This window comes from Streptomyces sp. NPDC003691 (assembly GCF_053981115.1).
Genome location: NZ_JBSFNQ010000041.1, coordinates 39,453 through 61,475, shown reverse-complemented (window position 1 = coordinate 61,475; position 22,023 = coordinate 39,453). Strand labels below are relative to the sequence as shown.

Sequence of the window (22,023 nt, the reverse complement as noted above, 5' to 3'; positions counted from 1 at the left end):
CGGGTTCCGGAGATGTGCTCCCGCCCACGGCCCGAAACCGGAGTGTCGGCGGGTGGGTCTACGGTGCTCCCCATGAACGGCGATGCGCACGGGAAGGGTTCGGGGCCGCGGCGCCCGTCACAACGGACCACGCGGACCCTGCGGGCCACCGGGCCACCGGGCCACCGGGCCACCGGGCCACCGGGCCACCGGGCCACCGGGCCACCGGGCCACCGGGCCACCGGGAACGGTCTAGCCCACCGAGCTGTAGGCCACCACTCCTCTCAGTACCGCGTCCACCGCCTTGCGGGCGTTCTTCGCGACCGTGCTGCCCTCCGCGGGGGCCGCCGCCGCGATCTGGCCGAGGACGTCTATGACCTGCTTCGTCCAGCGGACGAAGTCGCCCGCGGGCATCTCCGTCTCCCGCAGCACCTCGTCCAGGCTCTTGCCCGAGGCCCACTGGTAGGCGGCCCAGGCGAAACCGAGATCCGGCTCGCGCTGGCCCACGCCCTCCGCCTGGTTGATCTTGAAGTCCTCCTCCAGGGCGTCCAGCCTGCCCCAGATGCGGACCATCTCGCCGAGCGCCGCCTTCGCGGCCCCGCCCGGGACCTTCGGCGCCACCGCGTCGTCGGCCTGCCGGGACTCGAAGACCAGGGCGGAGGCGCACGCCGCCAGTTCGGCCGGGTCCAGGCCCTCCCAGACGCCGTCCCGGAGGCATTCGCTGGCCAGCAGGTCGAGTTCGCCGTAGAGCCGGGCGAGCCGGCGCCCGTGCGGAGTGACCTCGTCGGCGCGGAGGTAGTCCAGCTCGGTCAGCAGGGCGACGATCCGGTCGAAGGTGCGGGCGATGGTGTTCGTCCGGCCCTCGATCCGGCGCTCCAGCTGGCGGGTGTCCCGCAGCAGCCGGTGGTAGCGCTCCGCCCAGCGGGCATGGTCCTCGCGCTCGGCGCAGCCGTGGCACGGATGGGCCCGCAACTCCGCCCGCAGCCGGGCGATCTCGCGGTCGTCCGCGGCGGCGGACCGCTGCTTGCGGTGCCGCTCGGGCACGATATGACCGGCCTTGGTGCGCAGCGCCGACGCCAGATCGCGCCGCGACTGCGGGGACCGGGGATTGAACGACTTCGGGATCCGCATCCGCTCCAGCGCCTCGACGGGCACCGGGAAGTCCATCGAGGCGAGCCGCTTGACCTGCCGCTCCGCCGTGAGGACCAGCGGGCGCGGCCCGTCGTGGTGCTCGAAACCGCGGTGTCCGTTGGTCCGTCCGGCGGGAATGCCCGGGTCGAGGACGAGGGCCAGCCCGGCGAACTTGCCGGTCGGTACATGGATGACGTCGCCCGGCTTCAGCCGCTCCAGGGAGACCGCGGCCGCAGCCCGGCGCTGGGACGCGCCGTGCTTGGCCAGTTCCGTCTCCCGGTCCTTCAGCTCGCGGCGGAGCCGCGCGTACTCCTCGAAGTCGCCGAGGTGGCAGGACATGCCCTCGCGGTAACCCTCCAGGCCGGTCTCGTTCTTCTGGACCTGCCGGGAGATACCGACCACCGAGCGGTCGGCCTGGAACTGGGCGAAGGAGGTCTCCAGCAGCTCGCGCGAGCGGTGCCGCCCGAACTGCTCGACCAGATTGACCGCCATGTTGTACGAGGGCCGGAAGCTGGAGCGCAGCGGATAGGTCCGGGTACCGGCGAGACCGGCCAGCGCGGCCGGGTCCATGGCCCGCTGCCAGAGCACCACCGCATGGCCCTCGACATCGATACCGCGCCGCCCGGCCCGGCCGGTGAGCTGGGTGTACTCACCGGGGGTGATATCGGCGTGCTGCTCGCCGTTCCACTTGACGAGCTTCTCCAGGACGACGGAGCGCGCGGGCATGTTGATGCCGAGCGCCAGGGTCTCGGTCGCGAAGACCGCCTTGACCAGACCGCGGACGAAGAGATCCTCCACCACCTCCTTGAAGGTGGGGAGCATGCCCGCGTGGTGGGTGGCGATACCGCGTTCGAGGCCCTCCAGCCATTCGTAGTACCCGAGGACGTTGAGGTCCTCGGACGGAATGGCGGCCGTCCGCTCCTCGACGATCTCGCGGACCCGGAGCCGGGCCGTGTCGTCGTTGAGCCGCAGCCCCGCGTAGAGGCACTGCTGTACGGCGGCCTCGCAGCCCGCGCGGCTGAAGATGAACGTGATCGCGGGGAGCAGGCCCTCCGCGTCGAGCCGCTCGATGACCTCCGGGCGGCCGGGGGTCCAGATCCGGGACCTGCTGCGCCGCTCCCGCTCCCGGTCGGCCTCGCGGATCATCTTGCCGCGGCGCCGGTCCCGGGGGTTGTACGAGCGCTGGTTCTCCGACCGGGCCAGCCTGACCAGGTCGGGATTGACCTCGCGGCGGCCGGTGCCGCGGCCGCCGTGGTCGCTCTCCTCCTCGAAGAGGTCGTACATCCGCCGCCCGGCCATCACATGCTGCCAGAGCGGAACGGGCCGCTCCTCGGAGACGATGACCGCGGTGTCGCCGCGGACGGTGTCCAGCCAGTCGCCGAACTCCTCGGCGTTGGACACGGTGGCGCTCAGTGACACCAGGGTGACGGATTCGGGGAGATGGATGATCACCTCTTCCCAGACGGCGCCGCGGAAGCGGTCGGAGAGGTAGTGCACCTCGTCCATGACGACATAGCCGAGCCCGCGCAGCGACTGGGACCCCGCGTACAGCATGTTCCGCAGGACCTCGGTGGTCATGACGACCACGGGCGCCTCTGAGTTGACGCTGTTGTCACCGGTGAGCAGTCCGACCTTGTCGGCGCCGTACCGTTTGACGAGGTCGGTGTACTTCTGGTTGGAGAGCGCTTTGATCGGGGTGGTGTAGAAGCACTTCCGGCCCTGCTGGAGGGCGAGGTGGACGGCGAACTCGCCGACGATGGTCTTGCCGGAGCCGGTGGGCGCGGCCACGAGCACCCCGCGGCCGGCCTCCAGGGCCCGGCAGGCGTCGATCTGGAAGGGGTCCAGGTCGAACTCGTACATCTCGCGGAAGGGGGCCAGCGCGGTGGCCTGCTCCGCGGCCCGGTCACGGGCGGCGGCATAGCGCTCGGCGGGAGAGAGATCTTCGGTCATCTTGTTCACGAGCCTACCCGCCGGGTACGACACTCAGCGCGGCCTTATCGCATCGTTCGCCGGGCACCGCCGGGCACCGTCCGGCGCAGGCGGGGAGCCGCCCCGGTCCGGGGCCCGGCCCCGCGCCCCGTCCGGTACGGCGGGTGATCCACCGGTCACGCGCGGCGGTTCCGGCCCCGGTGGGCGGCACGGCGGCGATACGGACGGTGACCCGGCGGGCGGTACGGGCGGGGGGGGCGGCCCGGCGGGCGGTGCTGACGGGGTGGCCCGGTGGGCGGTGCGGGGAGCTGTACGGACGGCGGCCCGGCCACCGGCGCGGTGCACGGCCGCCGCGGTGCGCGGCCGTACGGTGTCACGGCCGGCCCGGCGGTCCGGCGGCCGGGGCCAGCACCCGGACCGCCCCGGGGACGCATTCCACGGTCAGCGGCAGCGGGCCGACCCGTTCGCCGTCCGCCCAGCCCGTGAGTCCGTCCGCCGCCAGCGTGACGGAGCGCGCCCGGTGCACGGTGACCGCGGGGTGGCCGAGATGGGTGCCGCGGTAGACGCGGGGGAAGACCCGGAGCAGGGTCGTCCGGCTGCACGCCGCCACCACGGTCACGTCCAGCAGTCCGTCGTCCGGTTCGGCCCCGGCGCAGATCCGCATGCCGCCGCCGTAGGAGTCGCCGTTGCCGACGGCGACCAGGACGGCCTCGACATCGCGTACCGTCCCGTCGTCGAGACCGAGGCGGTACGCGACGGGGCGCAGCGCGGCGAGTTCGGCCAGGAGCGCGGCTTCGTAGGTGAAGCGTCCGGCGATCCGGCCCATGCGGTTGCCGCGTTCGTTGACCCGGGAGTCGAAGCCGGAGGCGAGGACGGTGCCGAACCAGCGGTCCCCCGCGCGGCCGAGGTCGATATCGCGGCCCCCGCCGCCCTTGAGCACCGCGGCGGCGATCCGTCCGGCGGCAGCGGGGTCGCGGACCGGCAGGCCGAGCGAGCGGGCGAAGTCGTTGCCGGTGCCGACGGCGACGACACCGAGGGGGGTGGTGGTCCCGGCGACGGCCTGAAGGGCGAGGGAGACCAGTCCGTCGCCGCCGACGGCTATCAGCGCTCCGGTGCCCGCGGCAACGGCTTCCCGGGCCCGCCGGAGTGCGTCGGGCGCGTCCTCGCCGAGGACGGTGCGTACGGAGTATCCGGCGTCCCGCAGGGCCCGGGCGGCGGGCTGGGCCGCCCCGGCGCCGCGGCCGCGGCCCGCCGTGGGATTGACGAAGAGAGTGATCTCACTGGTCACCGGGGTGACGTTACTGCAAGGTCAGGAGGCAGGTGAGGGATCAGCCGCGGCGGAAATCCCGGATGCGGACCCGGATACGGCGGCCGGACCCGGACACGGGGCGGGGCCGGACGGTCGTTCCCGTCCGGCCCCGCCTCCCGCACACGTTCCGTATCCGTCCCCGGGTCGCCGGATCCTCCCGCGCGCTCCAGGGGCGGACGAGTACCTCAGGTGATGTCGTCGAAACCGTTCACCCGGTGGGTCCGGCCGCCGTCGCCCTCACGGCCGGCCTGCTCCGCCGCGCCCCGCGGGGCGCCGATCGTCTCGACATCCCCGATGTCGGACGGGGTGAGGTCGAGGTCGGCGGCCTCGTCGTCGCCCGGGCCCCGCAACTCCTTCAGCCTCCGCCGCCGGTCGTTGAGGAGTGAGACGCCCGTGGCGAAGAAGTAGAGCACCACGATGGGCGCCGCGAGGGCCATCATCGTGAGGGGCTCGGTGCTGGGGGTGGCGATCGCCGAGAAGACCGTGATGCCCATGATCATCGCGCGCCACCAGCCGAGCATCCGCTGTCCGGTGACGACGCCGCCGATGTTCAGCATCACCAGCAGCAGGGGCAGTTCGAAGGCGAGCCCGAAGACGACCACCATCCGGGTCACCAGATCGAGCAGATCGTCCAGCGGCAGCAGGTTGTCCACGCCGGTGGGGGTGAACTGGATCAGCACCTCGGCCGTGGTCGGCAGCACCGTGTACGCGAAGAAACCGCCGGTGAGGAAGAGCGGGAAGCCCGCGCCGACGAAGGCGAGGGCGTACTTCTTCTCACTGCGGTGCAGTCCCGGTGCCACGAAGGCCCACAACTGGTACAGCCAGACCGGGGACGCGAGGACGACGCCCGCCATCAGCGACACCTTCAGCGCGAGGGTGAAGGGGGTCAGCAGACCGTTGATGGTGATCTGGGCACAGGTGGTGCCCTCGGGCTTCTTCTGGAGCTCGGAGAAGGAGACGTTGCAGCCCACCGAGTCCAGAATCGGCTTGGTGAAGAAGTTGATGATGTCGTTGTAGAAGAAGGCGGCCACGACCGTGACGGCCAGAATGGCCAGCAGGCCCCTGGCGAGCCGGTTGCGCAGTTCGCGCAGATGCTCCACGAGGGGCATCCGCCCCTCGGGGTCCTTCTCCTTCTTGCGGGCAGGCTTGAGCAACCCACGTCCTCATCTCGTGCGGCAGGCCCGCCACTGCCGGCGGACCTGTGGGCGGCCCTGTCTCAGCGCTGGGCGGAGTCCGTCGGCTCCGTCACCGGGCGGGAACTCGTCACATCACCGGGCGCGGCCTGGATCGTCCGCTGGGCGGGCTGCTCCTGGGCGGGACCGGGCTGCGGCGGGGCGGCGGCCGCGGTGTCCTGGCTCTCGGCCTTCATGGCCTTCGCCTCGCTCTTGAGGATGCGGGCCGACTTGCCGAGGGAACGTGCCATGTCCGGAAGCTTCTTGGCACCGAACAGGAGGATGATCACGACGAGGATCAGAACGATCTCACCAGGGCCGATCTTTCCACCGAACATAAGCGTGTACCTTCTCACCGAGGCGGCTGGGGTGTGGCGGGCGCGTAATGGCCGGACAGACGTCCGACCACGATGCTGTCAGCGATCGTAACCCCAAGCAGTGAACACAGGGCAATGCCCGTGCATCCGCCATATGACGGGGAACCCGCGACGACCTGGGCCGTTACCGCCCCGGCACCGTGTGTACCGATTTCCCCGGACACGGCCGGAACCCGCCCAACGAAGATCGTTCGCGGACCGTCGGGTCCGGCCGGGCACCGGACCCGCTCCGCCCGCCTTCCCCCGTCCCGGCGCGGAACTGCCGCTTCCGCCGCAATGGGGCACCGGGCCCGGCCGGGTGCCCGGATTCCGGCGCGGTCAGCGGATCCGGCCGCTGTCCCCGGCGAGCTTCCCGGCGGCCTGCTCCAGACCCTCGGCGGCCCGTCCGATCCGCTCGGTCGCCCGGGTCACCTCCAGCCCCAGCCGCCGGGCCTCGGTGAAGACCCGGATGCCGAGGACACCGAGAACGGCGATGCCGGCGAAGCCGAGGACGATGGCGATCATGGGCCAGAACATGGGCGGTACCTAGACGTTGGAGGCGGTGGGGGCCGCCGGGGCGGCCATGGACTGGAGGCGCAGGGTACTGACCCCGCCGCCGGTGAGGAGTTCGACGATCCGCTCCCCCGCGGGCCTGCGGACGGCCGAGCCGCACTCGGGGCAGGTGAAGGAGTAGAAGGTGGTACGGCGGCTGCCGCCGATGGCCAGCCGCAGCGCCTGGGCGGTCAGCTCACAGCGGGTGCGGCAGTCGGGGCACATGGCCCTGAAGAGCACGGGGCCCGCCGCCGAGGCAGCGGCCGCGATATCGGACATGAGTGACATGTGACACGAATCTCCTCGACTTGGTCGGTACGTCCCGGCCGACGTCCCGGCCGAATGATCTCGCGCACGGGGCCCCGCTGTCCGCCCCGGCCGGAAATCGGCACAACACCCGCCACGGCGGGGCATCGTTTCCGGACAATTCCCGGGCGGCGCTCCGCGGAGCCCGGGAGCGGCGGATCCGGCGGGGCGCCGCCGGCCGCCGGTCACGGCCGGACCGCCCGCGTCCGGATCACCCGAAGCCGCGTGGTCCGGGCGCGGGTCAGTCCTGGACCCCGTAGGCCGCGAGTGCTTCCCGGGCCGCCTGCCGGGCGCTCTCCGCCAGTTCGGCTGGCTCCGTGATCCGGCCGTCCGCGCCCAGCCGCAGCGCCAGCCGCCGCAGGGAGGCGGGCGACGGTGTGCGCAGGGTGATCCGCAGTCCGCCGCCGGGCAGTTCCTCGGCCCGGTCGTACGGGTAGTACTCGGCGACCCAGCGGCCGCCGGGACCCACCTCGACCACTACCTCGTGATCGTCGGCGGACGGCTGGACCAGGCCCTTCGACAGGTCCGACAGATCGCGCGGCTCGATCTCGGGGGGTGCGGCCGGGGCGTCGAGCAGCCGGATCTCGGCGACCCGGTCGAGCCGGAAGGTACGGCGCGCCTCGGAGAGCCGGCACCACGCCTCCAGATAGGTGTGGCCGACGGCGAACAGCCGGACCGGGTCGACCTCGCGCTCGGTCAGCTCGTCGCGCGCGGGCGAGTAGTAACGGAGCCACAGCCGCCGCTTCTCGGTGATCGCCCGGTCGACGGCGGCGAAGACCCCGCCCTCGGACTCGAAGGTCACCGAGAGCCGGGAGGACGCACCGGCCGCCTCGCCCGCCGCCGTCTCCAGCTTGGCGGTGGCCCGCAGCAGGGCCTCCCGGTCGCTCTCCCGCAGCCCCGGCAGCGTGGCCACCGCGCGGGCGGCGACCAGCAGCGCGGTCGCCTCGTCCGCGGCCAGCCGCAGCGGCTCGGCGACATCGTCCGGGTTGTGCCACCAGATCCGGTCGCCGTCGGTGTCGATGTCCAGCAGATCGCCGCCGCGGAAGCTCGTCCCGCACATCGGCAGCAGGTCCAGATCGGAGATCAGTTCGTCCTCGGTGATCCCGAAGGCGCGCGCCACATCCTCGACGCGCGCGCCGGGACGCTCCCGCAAATACGTGACCAGGGAAAGCATCCGCCTGGTCTGGTCGATGGCATTGGCCGCCACGGCTCAGCCCACCCCTCTCAGCCCTTGGCCACGGCACGCAGCCGGTCCATGACATCGGCCCGCAGATCGGCCGGTTCCACCACGACGACATCGGGACCGAACTCGACGAGCCAGGCGTCCAGTCCGTGCCCGTACGGAATCTCCAGTTCGTCCCACTCCGGTCCGGCCGGGCGGACCGAGGCGGCCCGGGCGCGCAGCGGATAGCCCGCGCCGGAGCGCAGCCTGATCAGCGCCTTGCGGGTCGCCGTCTCCCCCGCCCAGCTCTCCACGGTCTCCCGCACGGTCGAGACATCGGGGACCGGCGCGGTGAACGAACCGGCCCGGGAGCGGACCCGGCCGGTGATCCGGGAGAGCCGGAACACCCGCTCGGCGCCCCGGTCGCGGTCCCAGCCCGCCAGATACCAGTGGCCGCGCCAGCACTCCAGCGTCCAGGGCTCGACCTGACGCTGTTCGGGCCGGGCCGCGCTGGACTTGCGGTAGTCGAAGACGACGGGCCGCCGGTCGCGGCAGGCGAGCATCAGCGGTTCGAACGCGGCCTCGTGGACCGGGATCCTCGGCTCCAGCGCGCTGGGCCGGTCCTCGTACGCCTCCTCGGCCTCCGGCATCCCGGCGGCGCGCAGCTTCTGGAGCGCGCCGCTGGCGGCTCCGGCCAGCCGGGCCTGCTGCCAGACGCGGGCGGCGACCCCGAGGGCCGCGGCCTCCTCGGCGTCGAAGGTGATCGGCGGCAGCCGGTTGCTGTCCCGGCGGGCGAGATAGCCGACCTCTCCGTCGAGGTTCTCCACGGTCTCGATGACCAGGCCGAGTTCGCGGAGGTCGTCCTTGTCGCGCTCGAACATCCGGTTGAAGGATTCGTCCGAGCCGGCCGAGGGGTCGGTGGGCCGGAAGGCCTCGACATAGGCCTCGATGGATTCGCGCAGTTCGCGCTTGCTGAGCGGGCGGCGCGTTCCGAGCAGGCACAGCGCCAGGTTCATCAGCCGCTCGGCCTTGGCAATCGCCATCGACGCCCGCACCTCTTCTGATTCTTCGGACCGTTCCGGTCGGATCCCGGGTCCCGCCCGACGACCGTACCGCCCCGGGGGCGTCCGGGTGAAACCTGGGCCGGTGCCCCGGTGACGACGGCCGGATGTTCCGGACGGATCGGACGGACCGCGGACGGTACGGGGCCGGAAGCGGTACGGCTCCGGAGGCGGTACGGACCGGGGAACCGTCCGGCTCCGGGGACGGTACGGGACACGGCGGAAGCGGTACGGCGCCGGTCACGGCCCGGAGCGGCCCGGCCGGAAACGGCGGCGGCCCGCACCCCCCGGAAGGGGTGCGGGCCGGGTGCCCGGACGCCGCGAAGGCGCCGGGCGCGGGCTCGGCGGGCGCCGGGGCGCCGGGAGCCCGGAGGGTCAGACGGCGATCAGGTCCACGACGAAGATCAGCGTCTCGCCGGGCGCGATACGGTCGCCCGCGCCGCGCTCGCCGTAGGCGAGGTGGGCGGGGATGGTGAGCTGACGGCGGCCGCCGACCTTCATCCCCTGGACGCCCTTGTCCCAGCCGGCGATGACCTTGCCCGCGCCCAGCTCGAACCGGAACGGCTGGTTGCGGTTCCAGGAGGCGTCGAACTCCTCACCGGTGGAGAAGGCCACACCCACATAGTGGACGGTGACGAAGTTCCCGGCCTTGGCCTCGGCTCCGTCGCCCTCCCAGATCTCCTTGATCTCAAGGTCCTGCGGCGGCAGTCCCCCGGGGAAGTCGATCTCGGGCTTCTCGATGCTCACGGTCTGCGTGCTCCTCGGATGGTGAACGGACAACCGGGACAGTCTTACACCTTCGCCAGAATGTCCATCGCGAAGACCATCGTGGAGTTCTTCGGGATGCCCTGCTGCTCCTGGTCGCCGAAGCCCTGGTCCGGCGGGATGACGAGCAGCACCCGGCTGCCGACCTTCTTGCCGGTCAGCCCGTCCTTCAGACCCTTGACGCCGAGGTTCTGCAGGTTCAGCGTCTCGGTCATGTCCATCGCGTAGGTGCCGCCGAACTTCTTGGCACCGTCCCAGAGGAAGGCGTCGTACTTGACGATCACGCTGTCCTTGTCGGTGACGGCGGGGCCGGAGCCCTCGATCACGTACTCCGAGACCAGCTTCTTGGGCGCCTCGGCGCCCTTCGGGAAGGTCACCGCGGGCGCCTTGCCGTCGGTGTTGACCCCGACCTTCGGCAGGTCCGCGTTCTTCTGGGCGACCTCGGTGCCCTTGGCGGCCGCCGGAACGCTGGTCCCCTTGACGATGTCCATGACGAACACCAGCGTGGCGTTGGCCTTGATGTCACCGCGGGCGGTCTCGCCGTAGGCGAGGTTCGGCGGGATCGACACCTCCAGGCGGCTGCCGACCTTCTGGCCGTCGAGGGCCTTCTGCCAGCCCTCGATCACACCGCCGCCGCCGATGCTGACGGGGAAGGGCTGGCCCTTGCCGAAGCTGGTGTCGAACGGCTCGGTCTCGTCCCACTCCTGGCCGTAGTAGTTCACCTGGGCCTGGTCGCCCTTCTTCAGGGCGGCTCCCTTGCCCGCGCTGAGGACCTCGATCTTCAGCTCCTTGGGCGGAGCGCCCTCGCCCTTGGCCAGGGTGGGCTTCTCGCCGAAGGCGGCCCCGGCGGTGATGGCGGGGAGCCCGCCCTTGGACGAGATGGAATCGGAGCCCTTGTCCTCGCTCCCGCACGCCGCTGTCGACAGCAGCAGTGCGGGTACGACGAGGAGGCCGCAGAGGGCCCGGAGGCCGGCAGGTCGACGCACGTGTTCCTCAGATCTCAGACGTCACGGGTGGAGAAGTCCCCGACACTCTAGGGCGTGCCGAGGGCCCCGCACGCAGAACGTACGGGGCCCGGGCGGCGTTCCACCGTTTGGTGTGACGCGGCGGACCGCCGGATGCCCATATGACGGGAATCACTCCCGCCGGATGTGTCACATCCCGGCGATGAGCTTCTCGACCCGGTCGTCGACCGACCGGAACGGGTCCTTGCAGAGCACCGTGCGCTGTGCCTGGTCGTTGAGCTTGAGGTGGACCCAGTCGACCGTGAAGTCGCGGCGCTGCTCCTGCGCCCGGCGGATGAAATCGCCGCGCAGCCGCGCCCGGGTGGTCTGCGGGGGCACCGACTTGCCCTCGAAGATCTTCAGGTCGTTGCAGATCCGGGCGGCCCGCCCCTTCCGCTCCAGCAGGTAGTAGAGCCCGCGGCGGCGGTGGATGTCGTGGTAGGCGAGGTCTATCTGGGCGACCCGGGGGTGCGACATGGACATGTTGTGCTTGGCCCGGTACTGCTCGATCAGCTGGTACTTCATGACCCAGTCGATCTCGGTGGCGATCCGGTCGAGGTCCTGCTCGTCGATCGCGTCGAGCGTACGGCCCCAGAGCTCCAGGACCTGCTCCACGGTGCCGGTGCGGATACCGCGCCGCTCGACGAAGTCGACGGCCTTCTCGTAGTACTCGCGCTGCACCTCCAGCGCCGATGCCTCCCGGCCGCTGGCCAGGCGTACCTTGCGCTGCCCCGTGGTGTCGTGGCTGACCTCGCGGATCGCCCGGATCGGGTTCTCCAGGGTCAGGTCCCGCATCACGGTGCCCGCCTCGATCATCCGGAGCACCAGATCGGTCGCGCCGACCTTCAGGAGCATGGTGGTTTCGGACATGTTGGAGTCGCCGACGATGACATGCAGCCGGCGGTAGCGCTCGGCGTCGGCGTGCGGCTCGTCCCGGGTGTTGATGATGGGGCGCGAGCGGGTGGTGGCCGAGCTGACGCCCTCCCAGATGTGCTCCGCGCGCTGGCTGACGCAGTAGACCGCGCCGCGCGGCGTCTGGAGCACCTTGCCCGCGCCGCACAGCAGCTGCCGGGTGACCAGGAAGGGGATGAGGATATCGGCGAGACGGGAGAACTCCCCGTGCCGGGCGACGAGGTAGTTCTCGTGGCAGCCGTAGGAGTTTCCGGCGGAATCGGTGTTGTTCTTGAAGAGATAGACGTCGCCCGCGATCCCCTCCTCGTGCAGGCGGCGTTCCGCGTCGACGAGCAGACCTTCCAGAATGCGCTCGCCCGCCTTGTCGTGCGTGACCAGCTCGGTCACATTGTCGCATTCCGGTGTCGCGTACTCCGGATGCGAACCCACATCGAGGTAGAGGCGGGCGCCGTTGCGCAGAAACACATTGCTGCTGCGGCCCCATGACACGACTCGGCGGAAGAGGTAGCGCGCCACTTCGTCAGGAGACAGTCGGCGCTGTCCCCTGAACGTGCACGTGACGCCGTACTCGTTCTCCAGCCCGAAAATGCGGCGGTCCATGTCTGAACATTACGCCTCACGCCGGGAGCTGAAACCGGGTTCGGCCGCACCGTTGCGATCATTTTCCCCGGAGCCGAAACCCTTCGCCGCGAGGATGTCCGTTTCCGGACCACCGGACGGGGCGGTCCCGGACCGTACGGCGTCGCCGCCCCGTCCGGGCGCCGTGAGCACCCGCGAGCCGGCCATGAGTACCAGCAGCGCGGCGAACCCGGCGGCGCCCGCGACGGAGAAGCTCCACGCCGTGCCCGCCCCCTCGACCACCGGGCCCGCCACCGCGGTTCCGGCGGCGGCCCCCACTCCGAAGGCCGTCACCAGCCAGGAGAAGGCCTCGGTGACCGTGCCCGCCGGGGCGTGCCGGTCCACCACGACGAAGGAACAGGCCAGCGCGGGGGCGAGGAAGAGACCGGAGAGCGCGGCGAGGAACAGCATGGGGACCGGGCCCGGGGTGAGGGCCAGCGGCAGATAGCCGAGCGCCAGCAGGGCGGTGATCACCCGGAGCCTGGTCTCGGGGGCACCGGCCCACTGCCGTGCGCCGTAGACCGCGCCGCCGACCAGGGCGCCGAAGCTCAGGCCCGCCAGCAGCCAGCCGTAGATCTCGTCCCGGCCGTGGTCCTCGGCGTAGGAGACCCCGGCGACGGTGATGGAGCCCAGCGCCAGCCCGACGAAGAAGAAGGACCCGAAGAGCACCAGCAGCCCCCGGGAGCGCAGCGCCCCCAGCCAGTGGGCCTCGCGGGGCGCGGACCGCCAGGTGCGGGAGGGCTCGCTGGCGACGACGGCCAGGGCGCCGAGCACCCCGAGGACGTTGATCACCACCAGGGCGGCGGCCTCGGAGCGGAGCGAGACCAGCAGGGTCACCAGCAGCGGCCCCACGGTGAACATGACCTCCTGGGCGACCGCGTCCAGGGCGTACGCGCGGTGCACCCGCTCCTCGTCGCCCAGCACGCTCGGCCAGAGCGCCCGCAGCCCGCCCTCCAGCGGCGGGGTGAAGAGTCCGGCCACGGCGACGGCCCCGAAGGCGACCGGCAGCGAACCGATCCCGGCGAAGGCCAGCAGCACCATGCCGAGGGCCGACACCACGGCCGCGGGGAGCTGCACCCGCGGCTGCCCCCTGAGGTCGACGGCCCGGCCGAGCAGCGGCTGCCCGACCGCCGTGGCGACTCCGTACACCGCGGCCAGGGCGCCCGCGAGGGTGTAGCTGCCGCCCTCGGCCCGGGTGAAGAGCACCAGCGCCACCGGGCCGGTGGCGTGCGGCAGCCGCCCGATCAGGGTGCCGCCGAGCAGCCGTGCGGCATGGGGCGCCCTGAGAACGTCCCCGTATCCGGCCCGGCCCGCGCCGGCGCCCCCTGCCCCCATGCTGTCCGCCCCTCTCCCCGCCCCGGCGAGGTGTTACGTATAACTAATGAGGTTATACGTATCACGACGAGCGGTGCCCGGTCGAGCCCGGCCCCGGGCCGGGCGGGCCGCCCCTGGCCGGGGCCCGGCGAACCGGCGGCGCTATGTTGAGGGCGTTCACCGGGAGGGCGTTGACCGGCGCCCCGAGGAAAGGCACCCATGGCAGACGTCCCCGCCGCGGACGGCACCACGGCCGCGTCCCGGCCGACCAGCAGGGACGTGGCCCGGGCCGCCGGAGTCTCCCAGGCCACCGTCTCCCTGGTACTCGGCGGCAAATGGCGCGGCCGGGTCTCGGAGCGGACGGCGGACGCGGTCCGCGGGGCCGCCCGGGAGATCGGCTACCGCCCCAATCTCGCCGCCCGCAGCCTGCGGCTCGGCCGTACCCGTACCGCCCTGCTGGTCGTCCCGGCGCTCACCAACGAGTTCTTCGCCCGGGTGTACACGGGAGCGGCGTCGGTGGCCGCCGAGCACGGTTTCGGTGTCGTCGTCTACCCCGCCCCGGACGTGACGGAGCAGGCGCGCGACCCGTTCGCGTCGGCCCGCGCGGCACTGGACGGCGTGATCGCCTCCTCGATGGCCACCGAAGCGCTCCGGGCTCTGCACGACTCCGGGCTGCCGCTGGTGATGCTGGACAGCGATCCCGCCGACCGGACGGCCGCCGCGCGGGTGAACATGCGCATCGCCGACGGGATGCGCGGTATCGCGGACCATCTGCTGGGCCTCGGCCACCGCCGCTTTCTGCATCTGGCGTCCGAGGTGCCGTCCTGGACCTTCGACGTCCGCGCCCGGGCCCTGGCGGAGGCGCTCGGCGCCACCCCCGGCACCTCGGTCCGCACCGTACGGGCGCCGCTCGCGGTGGACCCGGCCCGCGCGGCGGCCGAGGCGGCCCTGCGCGGGCCCGGCCCGCTGCCCACCGCGATCGTCTGCGACGGCGATATGCAGGCCGCGGGGGTCTGCAAGGCCGTCCGCCGGCTCGGCCTGCGGGTACCCGGCGATATCTCCGTCACCGGTTTCGACGATCTGACGCTGGCCACGGCCCTGGAGCCGGAGCTGACCACGGTGGCCCTGCCCGCGGAGCGGGTCGGCGAGCGCGGGATGGCGGCCCTGCTGGCCGTCCTGGACGGCGACCGGCCGCCGGGCGGCGACCTTCCGGTAGAGGTGGTCGTCCGGGGTTCGACGGCCCCGCCGCCGGTCCGAGCCGCGCCGCCGGCCTGAGTCCGGCCGCCGGTCGGAGCCCCGACGGCCGGTCGGAGCCCCGGCGGCCGGGAAACCGCTTTCCACCGGAGTGGACCCGTATCGTCCGTACCGCGGCGTCCCGGTGGCGTGACCACGGCGTTGCGGTGATCCGCCGGCCCTTGAGGGGGCGCGCGGGGCATGCCACGATCACGATCATGACGAGCCCGGCGGAGACACCCATCGACGCCGTCCCGGCGGGGACGGTGGATACGGCGCCGGGCACGGTGGTGACGGCCGCGGACACCGTGCTCGCGTTACGGCGCGCGGACCGGCTGGAGGTCTACGACACCGGGGCCTTCCTCGCCGGCGGTGGCCCGCTGCACGCGGTGGACGTACCCGAGGAGGCCCCCGCCGCCCCGCTCGGCGACGGAGCGGTGATCGCCGGGGCCGACCGGGTCCGGGCGGTCGGGACGGACGGCGGGACCCGCTGGGAGCTGCCGCATCCGCCGTGGCGCGGCTGCTCGGGCCCGCCGAGGGCCCCGGGTGCCCCCGCCGTCAGCCCCGACGGCAGTCTGATCGGGGTGCTGGTGCCCACCGCGGACGGCGGTACGGAGTGCGGCGGCCCGGCGCCCGACGGGCCGCCGGGGTTCCCGGGGCTCTCCGCCGCGCTCTGTCCGGGGCGGGACGTCCTGCTGCTGGTGGACGCCGCCGACGGACGGATCCGGGCGAGCCGCCCGCTGAACAGCCGGGCCTCCGTCGTCACCCAGCGCTGGCACCCCGGCGGGAAACTGCTCGGTCTCTCCTGCTGGACGGCCTGGCACTCCTGGTCGACCTGGTGGGTGGCGCCGCGCCACGACGGACTCCATCTCCGCGGCGGCGCCAGGATGCGGGAGGTGGTGGGCTTCGTCCCGGGGACGGACCGGCCGCTGACCCTGCGCCGCGCCGAACGGCTCACCCCGGGCGACGACCGGGACGAGATCGCCGTCCACGAGATCTGCGCGGACGAGCCCGTCGCCCTTTACGACCTGACGGAGCTGGGCGGCCGGGCACCGGGCACCGGATCCTCCGGGGCGGAGGGCCACCGGGAGTCCGACGCGGTCTTCGAGGACGCCTGCGCCCTGGACGCCCGGCATCTGCTGGTCACGGCGCGACGGCAGCTGCCCGGGCGCCGCCCGGCGGCCCGGCACTGGCTCTGTTCGGCGGCCACCCTGCGCCCGCTGGGCGCCCTGCGCTATCCGGTACCGCCGGGTCCGGTCACCGCGCTGGGCGACGGCACCTGGCTCACCGAGGGGGCCCGGGGCTTCCACCGCTGGTCCCTGCCCGGGCGGTGACCCGGGCGGGCCCCGCCGGCCCGCGGCCGGCGGGGCTCCCGGCTAAGGTGCGTCCTCCTCCGGGGCGGCGGAGTCGTCCCCGCCCTCCCCGGCACTGTCCGCGGCGGCGCCGTTTTCGGGCTCCAGCAGCCGGGCCAGCTGACTGCCGACGATCCGCTTGAACTTCCGCTTCTGCGGTCTCGTACGGTCGAGGACCGCGACCTCCAGCCGCTCCGCGGGGATCTCCCGCTCGCTGCCGTTGGTCTGGTTGGAGAGCGCCTGGACGGCGAGCCGCAGCGCCGCCGACAGGGTCATCCCGTCGTCGTGCCGCTGGTCGAGATAGGTGCTGATCTGCTCGGCGTTGCCGCCGACCGCGACCGAGCCGTGCTCGTCCACGATCGAACCGTCGTGCGGCAGCCGGTAGATCTGGTCGCCCTCGGCGGTGTCGCCGACCTCGGCGACCACCAGCTCCACCTCGTAGGGCTTCTCCGCCTGGCTGGAGAAGATGGTGCCGAGCGTCTGGGCATAGACGTTCGCCAGCCCGCGCGCGGTCACATCGTCGCGGTCGTAGGTGTAGCCGCGCAGATCGGCATAGCGCACACCGCCGATCCGGAGATTCTCGTACTCGTTGTACTTGCCGGCGGCCGCGAAACCGATGCGGTCGTAGATCTCGCTGAATTTGTGCAGTGCGCGGGACGGATTCTCACCGACGAACACAATGCCGTCGGCGTATTGCAGCACCACGAGGCTGCGGCCCCGGGCGATGCCCTTGCGGGCGTATTCCGCCCGGTCCTGCATGGCCTGGGCGGGCGAGACGTAGAACGGTGTCGTCACCGGCTATCCGACCCTTTCTTCCAGTGTTTCTGTCAGTGGCGGGAGCATCACAGGATCGCGGCGCGCGGGCCGTCCGGCTGTTCCAGCCGGTGCTGCACGACCGAGCGGGCCACCTCGGAGGACTGCTCGTCGCCGAGCCGCTGGGCGCCCTCGTCGTCGATCACCACGACGAGCGGGTAGATGCGGCGCGCCACATCGGGTCCGCCGGTCGCCGAGTCGTCGTCGGCCGCGTCGTACAGCGCCTGGACCACCAGGGTGACGGCCTGCTCCTTGGTCAGGTCGTCGTGGTAGAGCTTCTTCAGGGAGCCCCGGGCGAAGACCGAGCCGGATCCGGTGGCGGTGTAGCCCTGCTCCTCGAAGCGGCCGCCGGTGACGTCGTAGGAGAAGATCCGGCCGCGCTCGCGGCCGACGTCGTACCCCGCGAACAGCGGCACCACGGCCAGGCCCTGCATGGCCATGCCCAGATTGCCGCGGATCATGGTGGAGAGGCGGTTGGCCTTGCCCTCCAGGGAGAGCTGGGCGCCCTCGACCTTCTCGAAGTGCTCCAGCTCCAGCTGGAAGAGCTTCACCATCTCCACCGCGAGGCCCGCGGTGCCGGCGATCCCCACGGCCGAGTACTCGTCGGCGGGGAAGACCTTCTCCATGTCCCGCTGGGAGATCATGTTGCCCATCGTGGCCCGCCGGTCACCGGCGATCACCACACCACCCCGGAAGGTGACCGCGACGATGGTGGTGCCGTGCGGCGCCTCGAAGGCACCCTGCACCGCCGGGAGGTTCCGGTTGCCCGGAAGCAGCTCCGGGGAGTGCTCGCCGAGAAAATCCATGAACGACGACGAGCCGGGCGTCAGGAAGGCTGCCGGCAGACGCCCGGTGTTACGGGAATTGGCTTCCACGCGATTCCTTCCGGGTAGGCGGCGGCCCGGCTCGGGAGCGCGGGCCGATCTTACGAACTGTGCACGGACCTTACCCGCGCCGTGACCGGTCATCCGCCCCGGTGCCCCCTTTCCCGCCGCGGGCGGGAGCACGGGGGCGGACGTCCGGCGCTCTCCTCCTGGAGTCAGGAGGTCACTCGCCGCCCTTCTGCACGAAGGAGCGCACGAAGTCCTCCGCGTTCTCCTCCAGGACGTCGTCGATCTCGTCGAGCACGGAGTCGACGTCGTCCGACAGCTTCTCCTGGCGCTCCTTGAGGTCCTCGGACGCCTGTGCGTCCTGGGTCTGCTCCTCGGCCTCCTCCGTGGAACGCGTGGCCTTCTGCTGTCCGCCGCCGGTGTCCTTGGTCGCCATGTCCCTCACCCCGCTCGGTTGGCCCTGACGTGAGTCCGTCCGGTCATGATCAGACGCTACCCAGACATTACAAGGAGCGTCCGACAACGGCCCTGCACTTTCTCAACGCCGGGGGACCTGGTCTCTGATTCCGTCCTGCGCCGTTCTCGTGATCCACCGTTCCCGAGATGATTCCCGGGCACCCGGGCTTCAGTCCGCTTCCGGGGCCCGGATATCAGCTGCCCGAGAGGACCCTGACCAGGTCCTCCGCCGTACGGCAGCGGTCCAGCAGGTCCTTGACGTGGGCCCGGGTGCCGCGCAGCGGCTCCAGCGTCGGGACCCGCTGGAGGGAGTCCCGGCCGGGCAGATCGAAGATCACCGAGTCCCAGCTCGCCGCGGCCACGTCGTCCGCGTACTGGGCCAGGCAGCGGCCCCGGAAGTAGGCCCTGGTGTCGTCCGGCGGCTCCGTCTCGGCCCGTACCACGTCCTCCTCGGCCAGCAGCCGTTTCATCCTGCCGCGCGCCGCCAGACGGTTGTACAGGCCCTTCTCGGGGCGTACGTCGGCGTACTGGAGGTCCACCAGATGGAGCCGGGCCGCGTCCCAGTCCAGACCGTCCCGGCGGCGGTAGCCCTCCATCAGCTCCCGCTTGGCCACCCAGTCCAGCTCCCCGGCCAGGCTCATCGGATCGTTCTCCAGCCGGTTGAGGGTGTCCTCCCAGCGGGCGAGCACATCCGTGGTCTGTTCGTCGGCGTCGGAGCCGTACCGCTCGTCGACGTACTTCCTGGCCAGCTCGTAGTACTCCATCTGGAGCTGGACGGCGGTCAGGGTCCGCCCGCTGCGGAGCGTGATCAGCCGCCGGAGGTCCGGGTCGTGCGAGATCCGGTGCAGGGTCCGCACCGGCTGCTCCACGGCCAGGTCGACCGCGATGAAGTTGTCCTCGATCATGGAGAGCACCAGGGCGGTGGTGCCCAGCTTGAGATAGGTGGAGATCTCCGAGAGATTGGCGTCGCCGATGATCACATGCAGCCGGCGGTACTTCTCGGCGTCGGAGTGCGGTTCGTCGCGGGTGTTGATGATGGGGCGCTTGAGAGTGGTCTCCAGGCCCACCTCGACCTCGAAGTAGTCGGCCCGCTGACTGATCTGGAAGCCGTTCTCGTGGCCGTCCTGGCCGATCCCGACCCGGCCGGCGCCCGTGACCACCTGCCGGCAGACGAAGAACGGCGTCAGATGGCGCACGATGTCCGAGAAGGGGGTCTCCCGCTTCATCAGGTAGTTCTCGTGGGTGCCGTAGGACGCGCCCTTGTTGTCGGTGTTGTTCTTGTACAGGTGGATCGGCTGGGCGCCGGGCAGCAGGGCGGCCCGCTCGGCCGCGGCCGCCATGATCCGCTCCCCCGCCTTGTCCCAGAGCACCGCGTCCCGCGGATTGGTGACCTCGGGCGAGCTGTACTCGGGGTGGGCGTGGTCGACGTAGAGCCGGGCGCCGTTGGTGAGGATCACGTTCGCCAGCCCGATGTCCTCGTCCGTGAGCTGGCTGGAGTCGGCGGCCTCGCGGGCGAGGTCGAAGCCGCGGGCGTCCCGCAGCGGATTCTCCTCCTCGAAGTCCCAGCGGGCGCGCCGCGCCCGGTGCATCGCCGCCGCGTAGGCGTTGACGATCTGGGACGAGGTGAGCATGGCATTGGCGTTCGGATGCCCCGGGACGGAGATTCCGTACTCCGTCTCGATGCCCATTACTCGCCGTACGGTCATGCGGTCCTCCTTGCCCGGCGGCGTTCCCCTCCGGAAACGGCGCTCAAGTACCGCTGGTGCTCCGGTGCGCGTGCGGTGCCCGACCCCGCACGCCGCGACCCGGCGGTACCGATGAGCCTAGAACGCCTCTGCGCCGGCGGGGAGATCGTTCTCATCATGGGTGGATCGGGCCGGGGCGGCCGGAAACGACACCGGCTGCGGATGCCCGGCCCGGGCATCCGCAGCCGGTGCCGGCCGTCACAGGTACTGACCGGTGTTCGCGACGGTGTCGATGGAGCGGCCGGTGTCCGCGCCCTGCTTCCCGGTGACGAGCGTCCGGATGAACACGATCCGTTCGCCCTTCTTGCCGGAGATCCGGGCCCAGTCGTCCGGGTTGGTGGTGTTGGGCAGGTCCTCGTTCTCCTTGAACTCGTCCACGCAGGCCTGGAGGAGATGGGCGACCCGCAGACCCTTCTGGTTGTGGTCGAGGAAGGCCTTGATCGCCATCTTCTTGGCCCGGTCGACGATGTTCTGGATCATCGCGCCGGAGTTGAAGTCCTTGAAGTAGAGGACTTCCTTGTCACCGTTGGCGTAGGTGACCTCCAGGAAGCGGTTCTCCTCGGACTCCGCGTACATCTGCTCGACGACGGACTGGATCATCGCCTGGGCCGCGGCCTCCTTGGAGCCGTTGTGCTCGCCGAGGTCGTCGGCGTGCAGCGGCAGCGAGGCCGTGAGGTACTTGGCGAAGATGTCCTTCGCCGCCTCCGCGTCCGGACGCTCGATCTTGATTTTCACATCGAGCCGGCCGGGCCGCAGGATCGCGGGGTCGATCATGTCCTCGCGGTTGGAGGCGCCGATCACGATCACGTTCTCCAGGCCCTCGACACCGTCGATCTCGGCGAGGAGCTGGGGCACGATGGTGTTCTCGACGTCCGAGCTGACCCCGGAGCCGCGGGTGCGGAAGAGGGACTCCATCTCGTCGAAGAAGACGATCACGGGGGTGCCCTCGGAGGCCTTCTCCCGGGCCCGCTGGAAGACCAGCCGGATATGCCGCTCGGTCTCGCCGACGTACTTGTTGAGCAGCTCGGGGCCCTTGATATTGAGGAAGTAGCTCTTCCCCGCGGGCTGCCCGGTCACCTCGGCGACCTTCTTGGCAAGGGAGTTGGCGACGGCCTTGGCGATCAGTGTCTTGCCGCAGCCCGGCGGACCGTAGAGCAGGATGCCCTTCGGCGGCCGCAGTTCGTGCTCCTTGAAGAGGTCGGGGTAGAGATACGGCAGCTCGACCGCGTCGCGGATCATCTCGATCTGTCCGCCGAGGCCGCCGATCTTGCCGTAGTCGACGTCGGGGACCTCTTCCAGGACGAGTTCCTCGACCTCGCTCTTGGGCACGACCTCGTAGACGTATCCGGAGCGCGGTTCCAGCAGCAGGGCGTCGCCGGGGCGGATGGTGGCGTCCAGCAGCGGCTCGGCGAGCCGCACCACCCGCTCCTCGTCGGTGTGCCCGACCACCAGGGCCCGCTCGCCGTCCTCCAGGATCTCCTTGAGGGTGACGATGTCCCCGGCGCGCTCGAAGGCCATGGCCTCGACCACGTTGAGTGCTTCGTTGAGCATGACCTCCTGGCCGCGCCGCAGCTCGTCGAGTTCGACGCTGGGGCTGACGTTGACCCGGAGTTTGCGGCCGCCGGTGAAGATGTCGCAGGTGCCGTCCTCGTTGGACTGGAGGTAGACACCGAAGCCGGCCGGCGGCTGGGCGAGCCGGTCGACCTCCTCCTTGAGGGCCACGATCTGGTCGCGGGCCTCACGGAGCGTATTGGCGAGCCGCTCGTTCTGTGCGGACACGCCGGCCAGATTGGTCTGGAGCTCGACGATCCGCTCTTCGAGAATCCTCGTGTGCCGCGGAGAATCGGCGAGCTTGCGGCGCAGGACGGCGATTTCCTGCTCGAGATAGGCAACCTGGCCGGCTGGGTCCTCGGACCCCCGCGCGGGCCGGATGCCGCGGTTGATGTCGTCGTCGTGGGCTGCCACGGTCCTCACCTCCTCCAAGGGGAGCTGGACGCTTCCTGACCCTACCTGGGTGGGTGATG

At 71.6% G+C, this 22,023-nt stretch carries 19 protein-coding genes; 2 read left to right on the top strand and 17 right to left on the bottom strand.

The annotated features are described in order from the left end of the window. Nucleotides 1-231 precede the first annotated feature (231 nt). From ACWDR0_RS20230 to ACWDR0_RS20175, 12 genes are all read right to left on the bottom strand, one after another. Complete coding sequence (locus tag ACWDR0_RS20230) at nt 232-3,060, bottom strand: DEAD/DEAH box helicase (RefSeq protein ID WP_456353081.1); 2,829 nt, start codon at nt 3,058-3,060, stop codon at nt 232-234. A gap of 352 nt (nt 3,061-3,412) precedes the next feature. Then, nucleotides 3,413-4,327: a diacylglycerol kinase gene (locus tag ACWDR0_RS20225; protein WP_456353080.1), complete on the bottom strand. Its 915-nt coding sequence runs from the start codon at nt 4,325-4,327 to the stop codon at nt 3,413-3,415. Nucleotides 4,328-4,533: 206 nt separating this feature from the next. Continuing rightward, complete coding sequence (tatC, locus tag ACWDR0_RS20220; protein ID WP_456353079.1) at nt 4,534-5,502, bottom strand: twin-arginine translocase subunit TatC; 969 nt, start codon at nt 5,500-5,502, stop codon at nt 4,534-4,536. Between the two features lie 62 nt (nt 5,503-5,564). Further along, complete coding sequence (gene tatA / locus ACWDR0_RS20215) at nt 5,565-5,858, bottom strand: Sec-independent protein translocase subunit TatA (RefSeq protein WP_456353078.1); 294 nt, start codon at nt 5,856-5,858, stop codon at nt 5,565-5,567. A 357-nt stretch (nt 5,859-6,215) separates the two neighbouring features. After that, on the bottom strand, nt 6,216-6,413 hold the full coding sequence (locus ACWDR0_RS20210) for a hypothetical protein (protein WP_456353077.1): 198 nt from the start codon (nt 6,411-6,413) through the stop codon (nt 6,216-6,218). Nucleotides 6,414-6,422: 9 nt separating this feature from the next. Further along, on the bottom strand, nt 6,423-6,716 hold the full coding sequence (locus tag ACWDR0_RS20205) for a hypothetical protein (RefSeq protein WP_456353076.1): 294 nt from the start codon (nt 6,714-6,716) through the stop codon (nt 6,423-6,425). A 259-nt stretch (nt 6,717-6,975) separates the two neighbouring features. Then, on the bottom strand, nt 6,976-7,941 hold the full coding sequence (locus ACWDR0_RS20200; protein WP_456353075.1) for a helix-turn-helix transcriptional regulator: 966 nt from the start codon (nt 7,939-7,941) through the stop codon (nt 6,976-6,978). Between the two features lie 17 nt (nt 7,942-7,958). Next, entirely contained in the window at nt 7,959-8,939 is a 981-nt protein-coding gene (locus ACWDR0_RS20195; protein ID WP_456353074.1) for a helix-turn-helix transcriptional regulator, read from the bottom strand. Nucleotides 8,940-9,332: 393 nt separating this feature from the next. Then, entirely contained in the window at nt 9,333-9,704 is a 372-nt protein-coding gene (locus ACWDR0_RS20190; RefSeq protein WP_456353073.1) for an FKBP-type peptidyl-prolyl cis-trans isomerase, read from the bottom strand. 44 nt (nt 9,705-9,748) lie between these two features. Next, on the bottom strand, nt 9,749-10,708 hold the full coding sequence (locus ACWDR0_RS20185; RefSeq protein ID WP_456353072.1) for an FKBP-type peptidyl-prolyl cis-trans isomerase: 960 nt from the start codon (nt 10,706-10,708) through the stop codon (nt 9,749-9,751). Between the two features lie 168 nt (nt 10,709-10,876). Continuing rightward, a complete protein-coding gene (gene pafA, locus ACWDR0_RS20180; protein ID WP_456353071.1) occupies nt 10,877-12,238 on the bottom strand; it encodes a Pup--protein ligase in 1,362 nt (453 codons plus the stop codon). 9 nt (nt 12,239-12,247) lie between these two features. After that, nucleotides 12,248-13,591: an MFS transporter gene (locus tag ACWDR0_RS20175; protein WP_456353070.1), complete on the bottom strand. Its 1,344-nt coding sequence runs from the start codon at nt 13,589-13,591 to the stop codon at nt 12,248-12,250. A 198-nt stretch (nt 13,592-13,789) separates the two neighbouring features. On the opposite strand from ACWDR0_RS20175, the gene ACWDR0_RS20170 reads away from it, so the two are divergent. After that, on the top strand, nt 13,790-14,845 hold the full coding sequence (locus ACWDR0_RS20170; protein WP_456353069.1) for a LacI family DNA-binding transcriptional regulator: 1,056 nt from the start codon (nt 13,790-13,792) through the stop codon (nt 14,843-14,845). A 176-nt stretch (nt 14,846-15,021) separates the two neighbouring features. Beyond that, on the top strand, nt 15,022-16,137 hold the full coding sequence (locus ACWDR0_RS20165; RefSeq protein ID WP_456353068.1) for a hypothetical protein: 1,116 nt from the start codon (nt 15,022-15,024) through the stop codon (nt 16,135-16,137). A 42-nt stretch (nt 16,138-16,179) separates the two neighbouring features. On the opposite strand, the gene prcA is transcribed toward ACWDR0_RS20165, so the two are convergent. The 5 genes from prcA to arc all read right to left on the bottom strand — a co-directional run bounded on the left by prcA (nt 16,180) and on the right by arc (nt 21,964). Then, entirely contained in the window at nt 16,180-16,950 is a 771-nt protein-coding gene (gene prcA, locus ACWDR0_RS20160) for a proteasome subunit alpha (RefSeq protein ID WP_456353067.1), read from the bottom strand. Between the two features lie 47 nt (nt 16,951-16,997). Continuing rightward, nucleotides 16,998-17,843, bottom strand: a complete 846-nt coding sequence (gene prcB / locus ACWDR0_RS20155; protein WP_456353066.1) for a proteasome subunit beta — start codon at nt 17,841-17,843, stop codon at nt 16,998-17,000. Nucleotides 17,844-18,015: 172 nt separating this feature from the next. Beyond that, entirely contained in the window at nt 18,016-18,234 is a 219-nt protein-coding gene (locus tag ACWDR0_RS20150) for a ubiquitin-like protein Pup (protein ID WP_121404181.1), read from the bottom strand. Nucleotides 18,235-18,448: 214 nt separating this feature from the next. Further along, entirely contained in the window at nt 18,449-19,960 is a 1,512-nt protein-coding gene (gene dop, locus ACWDR0_RS20145; protein WP_456353065.1) for a depupylase/deamidase Dop, read from the bottom strand. Between the two features lie 237 nt (nt 19,961-20,197). Then, nucleotides 20,198-21,964: a proteasome ATPase gene (gene arc / locus ACWDR0_RS20140; RefSeq protein ID WP_456353064.1), complete on the bottom strand. Its 1,767-nt coding sequence runs from the start codon at nt 21,962-21,964 to the stop codon at nt 20,198-20,200. Nucleotides 21,965-22,023 lie beyond the last annotated feature (59 nt).

What these genes read in the sequence shown, in the direction of transcription:
- ACWDR0_RS20230 (WP_456353081.1), bottom strand. Translation starts at nt 3,060, where the DNA reads ATGACCGAAGATCTCTCTCCCGCCGAGCGCTATGCCGCCGCCCGTGAC.
- tatA (WP_456353078.1), bottom strand. Translation starts at nt 5,858, where the DNA reads ATGTTCGGTGGAAAGATCGGCCCTGGTGAGATCGTTCTGATCCTCGTC.
- ACWDR0_RS20210 (WP_456353077.1), bottom strand. Translation starts at nt 6,413, where the DNA reads ATGTTCTGGCCCATGATCGCCATCGTCCTCGGCTTCGCCGGCATCGCC.
- ACWDR0_RS20205 (WP_456353076.1), bottom strand. Translation starts at nt 6,716, where the DNA reads ATGTCACTCATGTCCGATATCGCGGCCGCTGCCTCGGCGGCGGGCCCC.
- ACWDR0_RS20195 (WP_456353074.1), bottom strand. Translation starts at nt 8,939, where the DNA reads ATGGCGATTGCCAAGGCCGAGCGGCTGATGAACCTGGCGCTGTGCCTG.
- pafA (WP_456353071.1), bottom strand. Translation starts at nt 12,238, where the DNA reads ATGGACCGCCGCATTTTCGGGCTGGAGAACGAGTACGGCGTCACGTGC.
- ACWDR0_RS20175 (WP_456353070.1), bottom strand. Translation starts at nt 13,591, where the DNA reads ATGGGGGCAGGGGGCGCCGGCGCGGGCCGGGCCGGATACGGGGACGTT.
- ACWDR0_RS20170 (WP_456353069.1), top strand. Translation starts at nt 13,790, where the DNA reads ATGGCAGACGTCCCCGCCGCGGACGGCACCACGGCCGCGTCCCGGCCG.
- ACWDR0_RS20165 (WP_456353068.1), top strand. Translation starts at nt 15,022, where the DNA reads ATGACGAGCCCGGCGGAGACACCCATCGACGCCGTCCCGGCGGGGACG.
- ACWDR0_RS20150 (WP_121404181.1), bottom strand. Translation starts at nt 18,234, where the DNA reads ATGGCGACCAAGGACACCGGCGGCGGACAGCAGAAGGCCACGCGTTCC.
- dop (WP_456353065.1), bottom strand. Translation starts at nt 19,960, where the DNA reads ATGACCGTACGGCGAGTAATGGGCATCGAGACGGAGTACGGAATCTCC.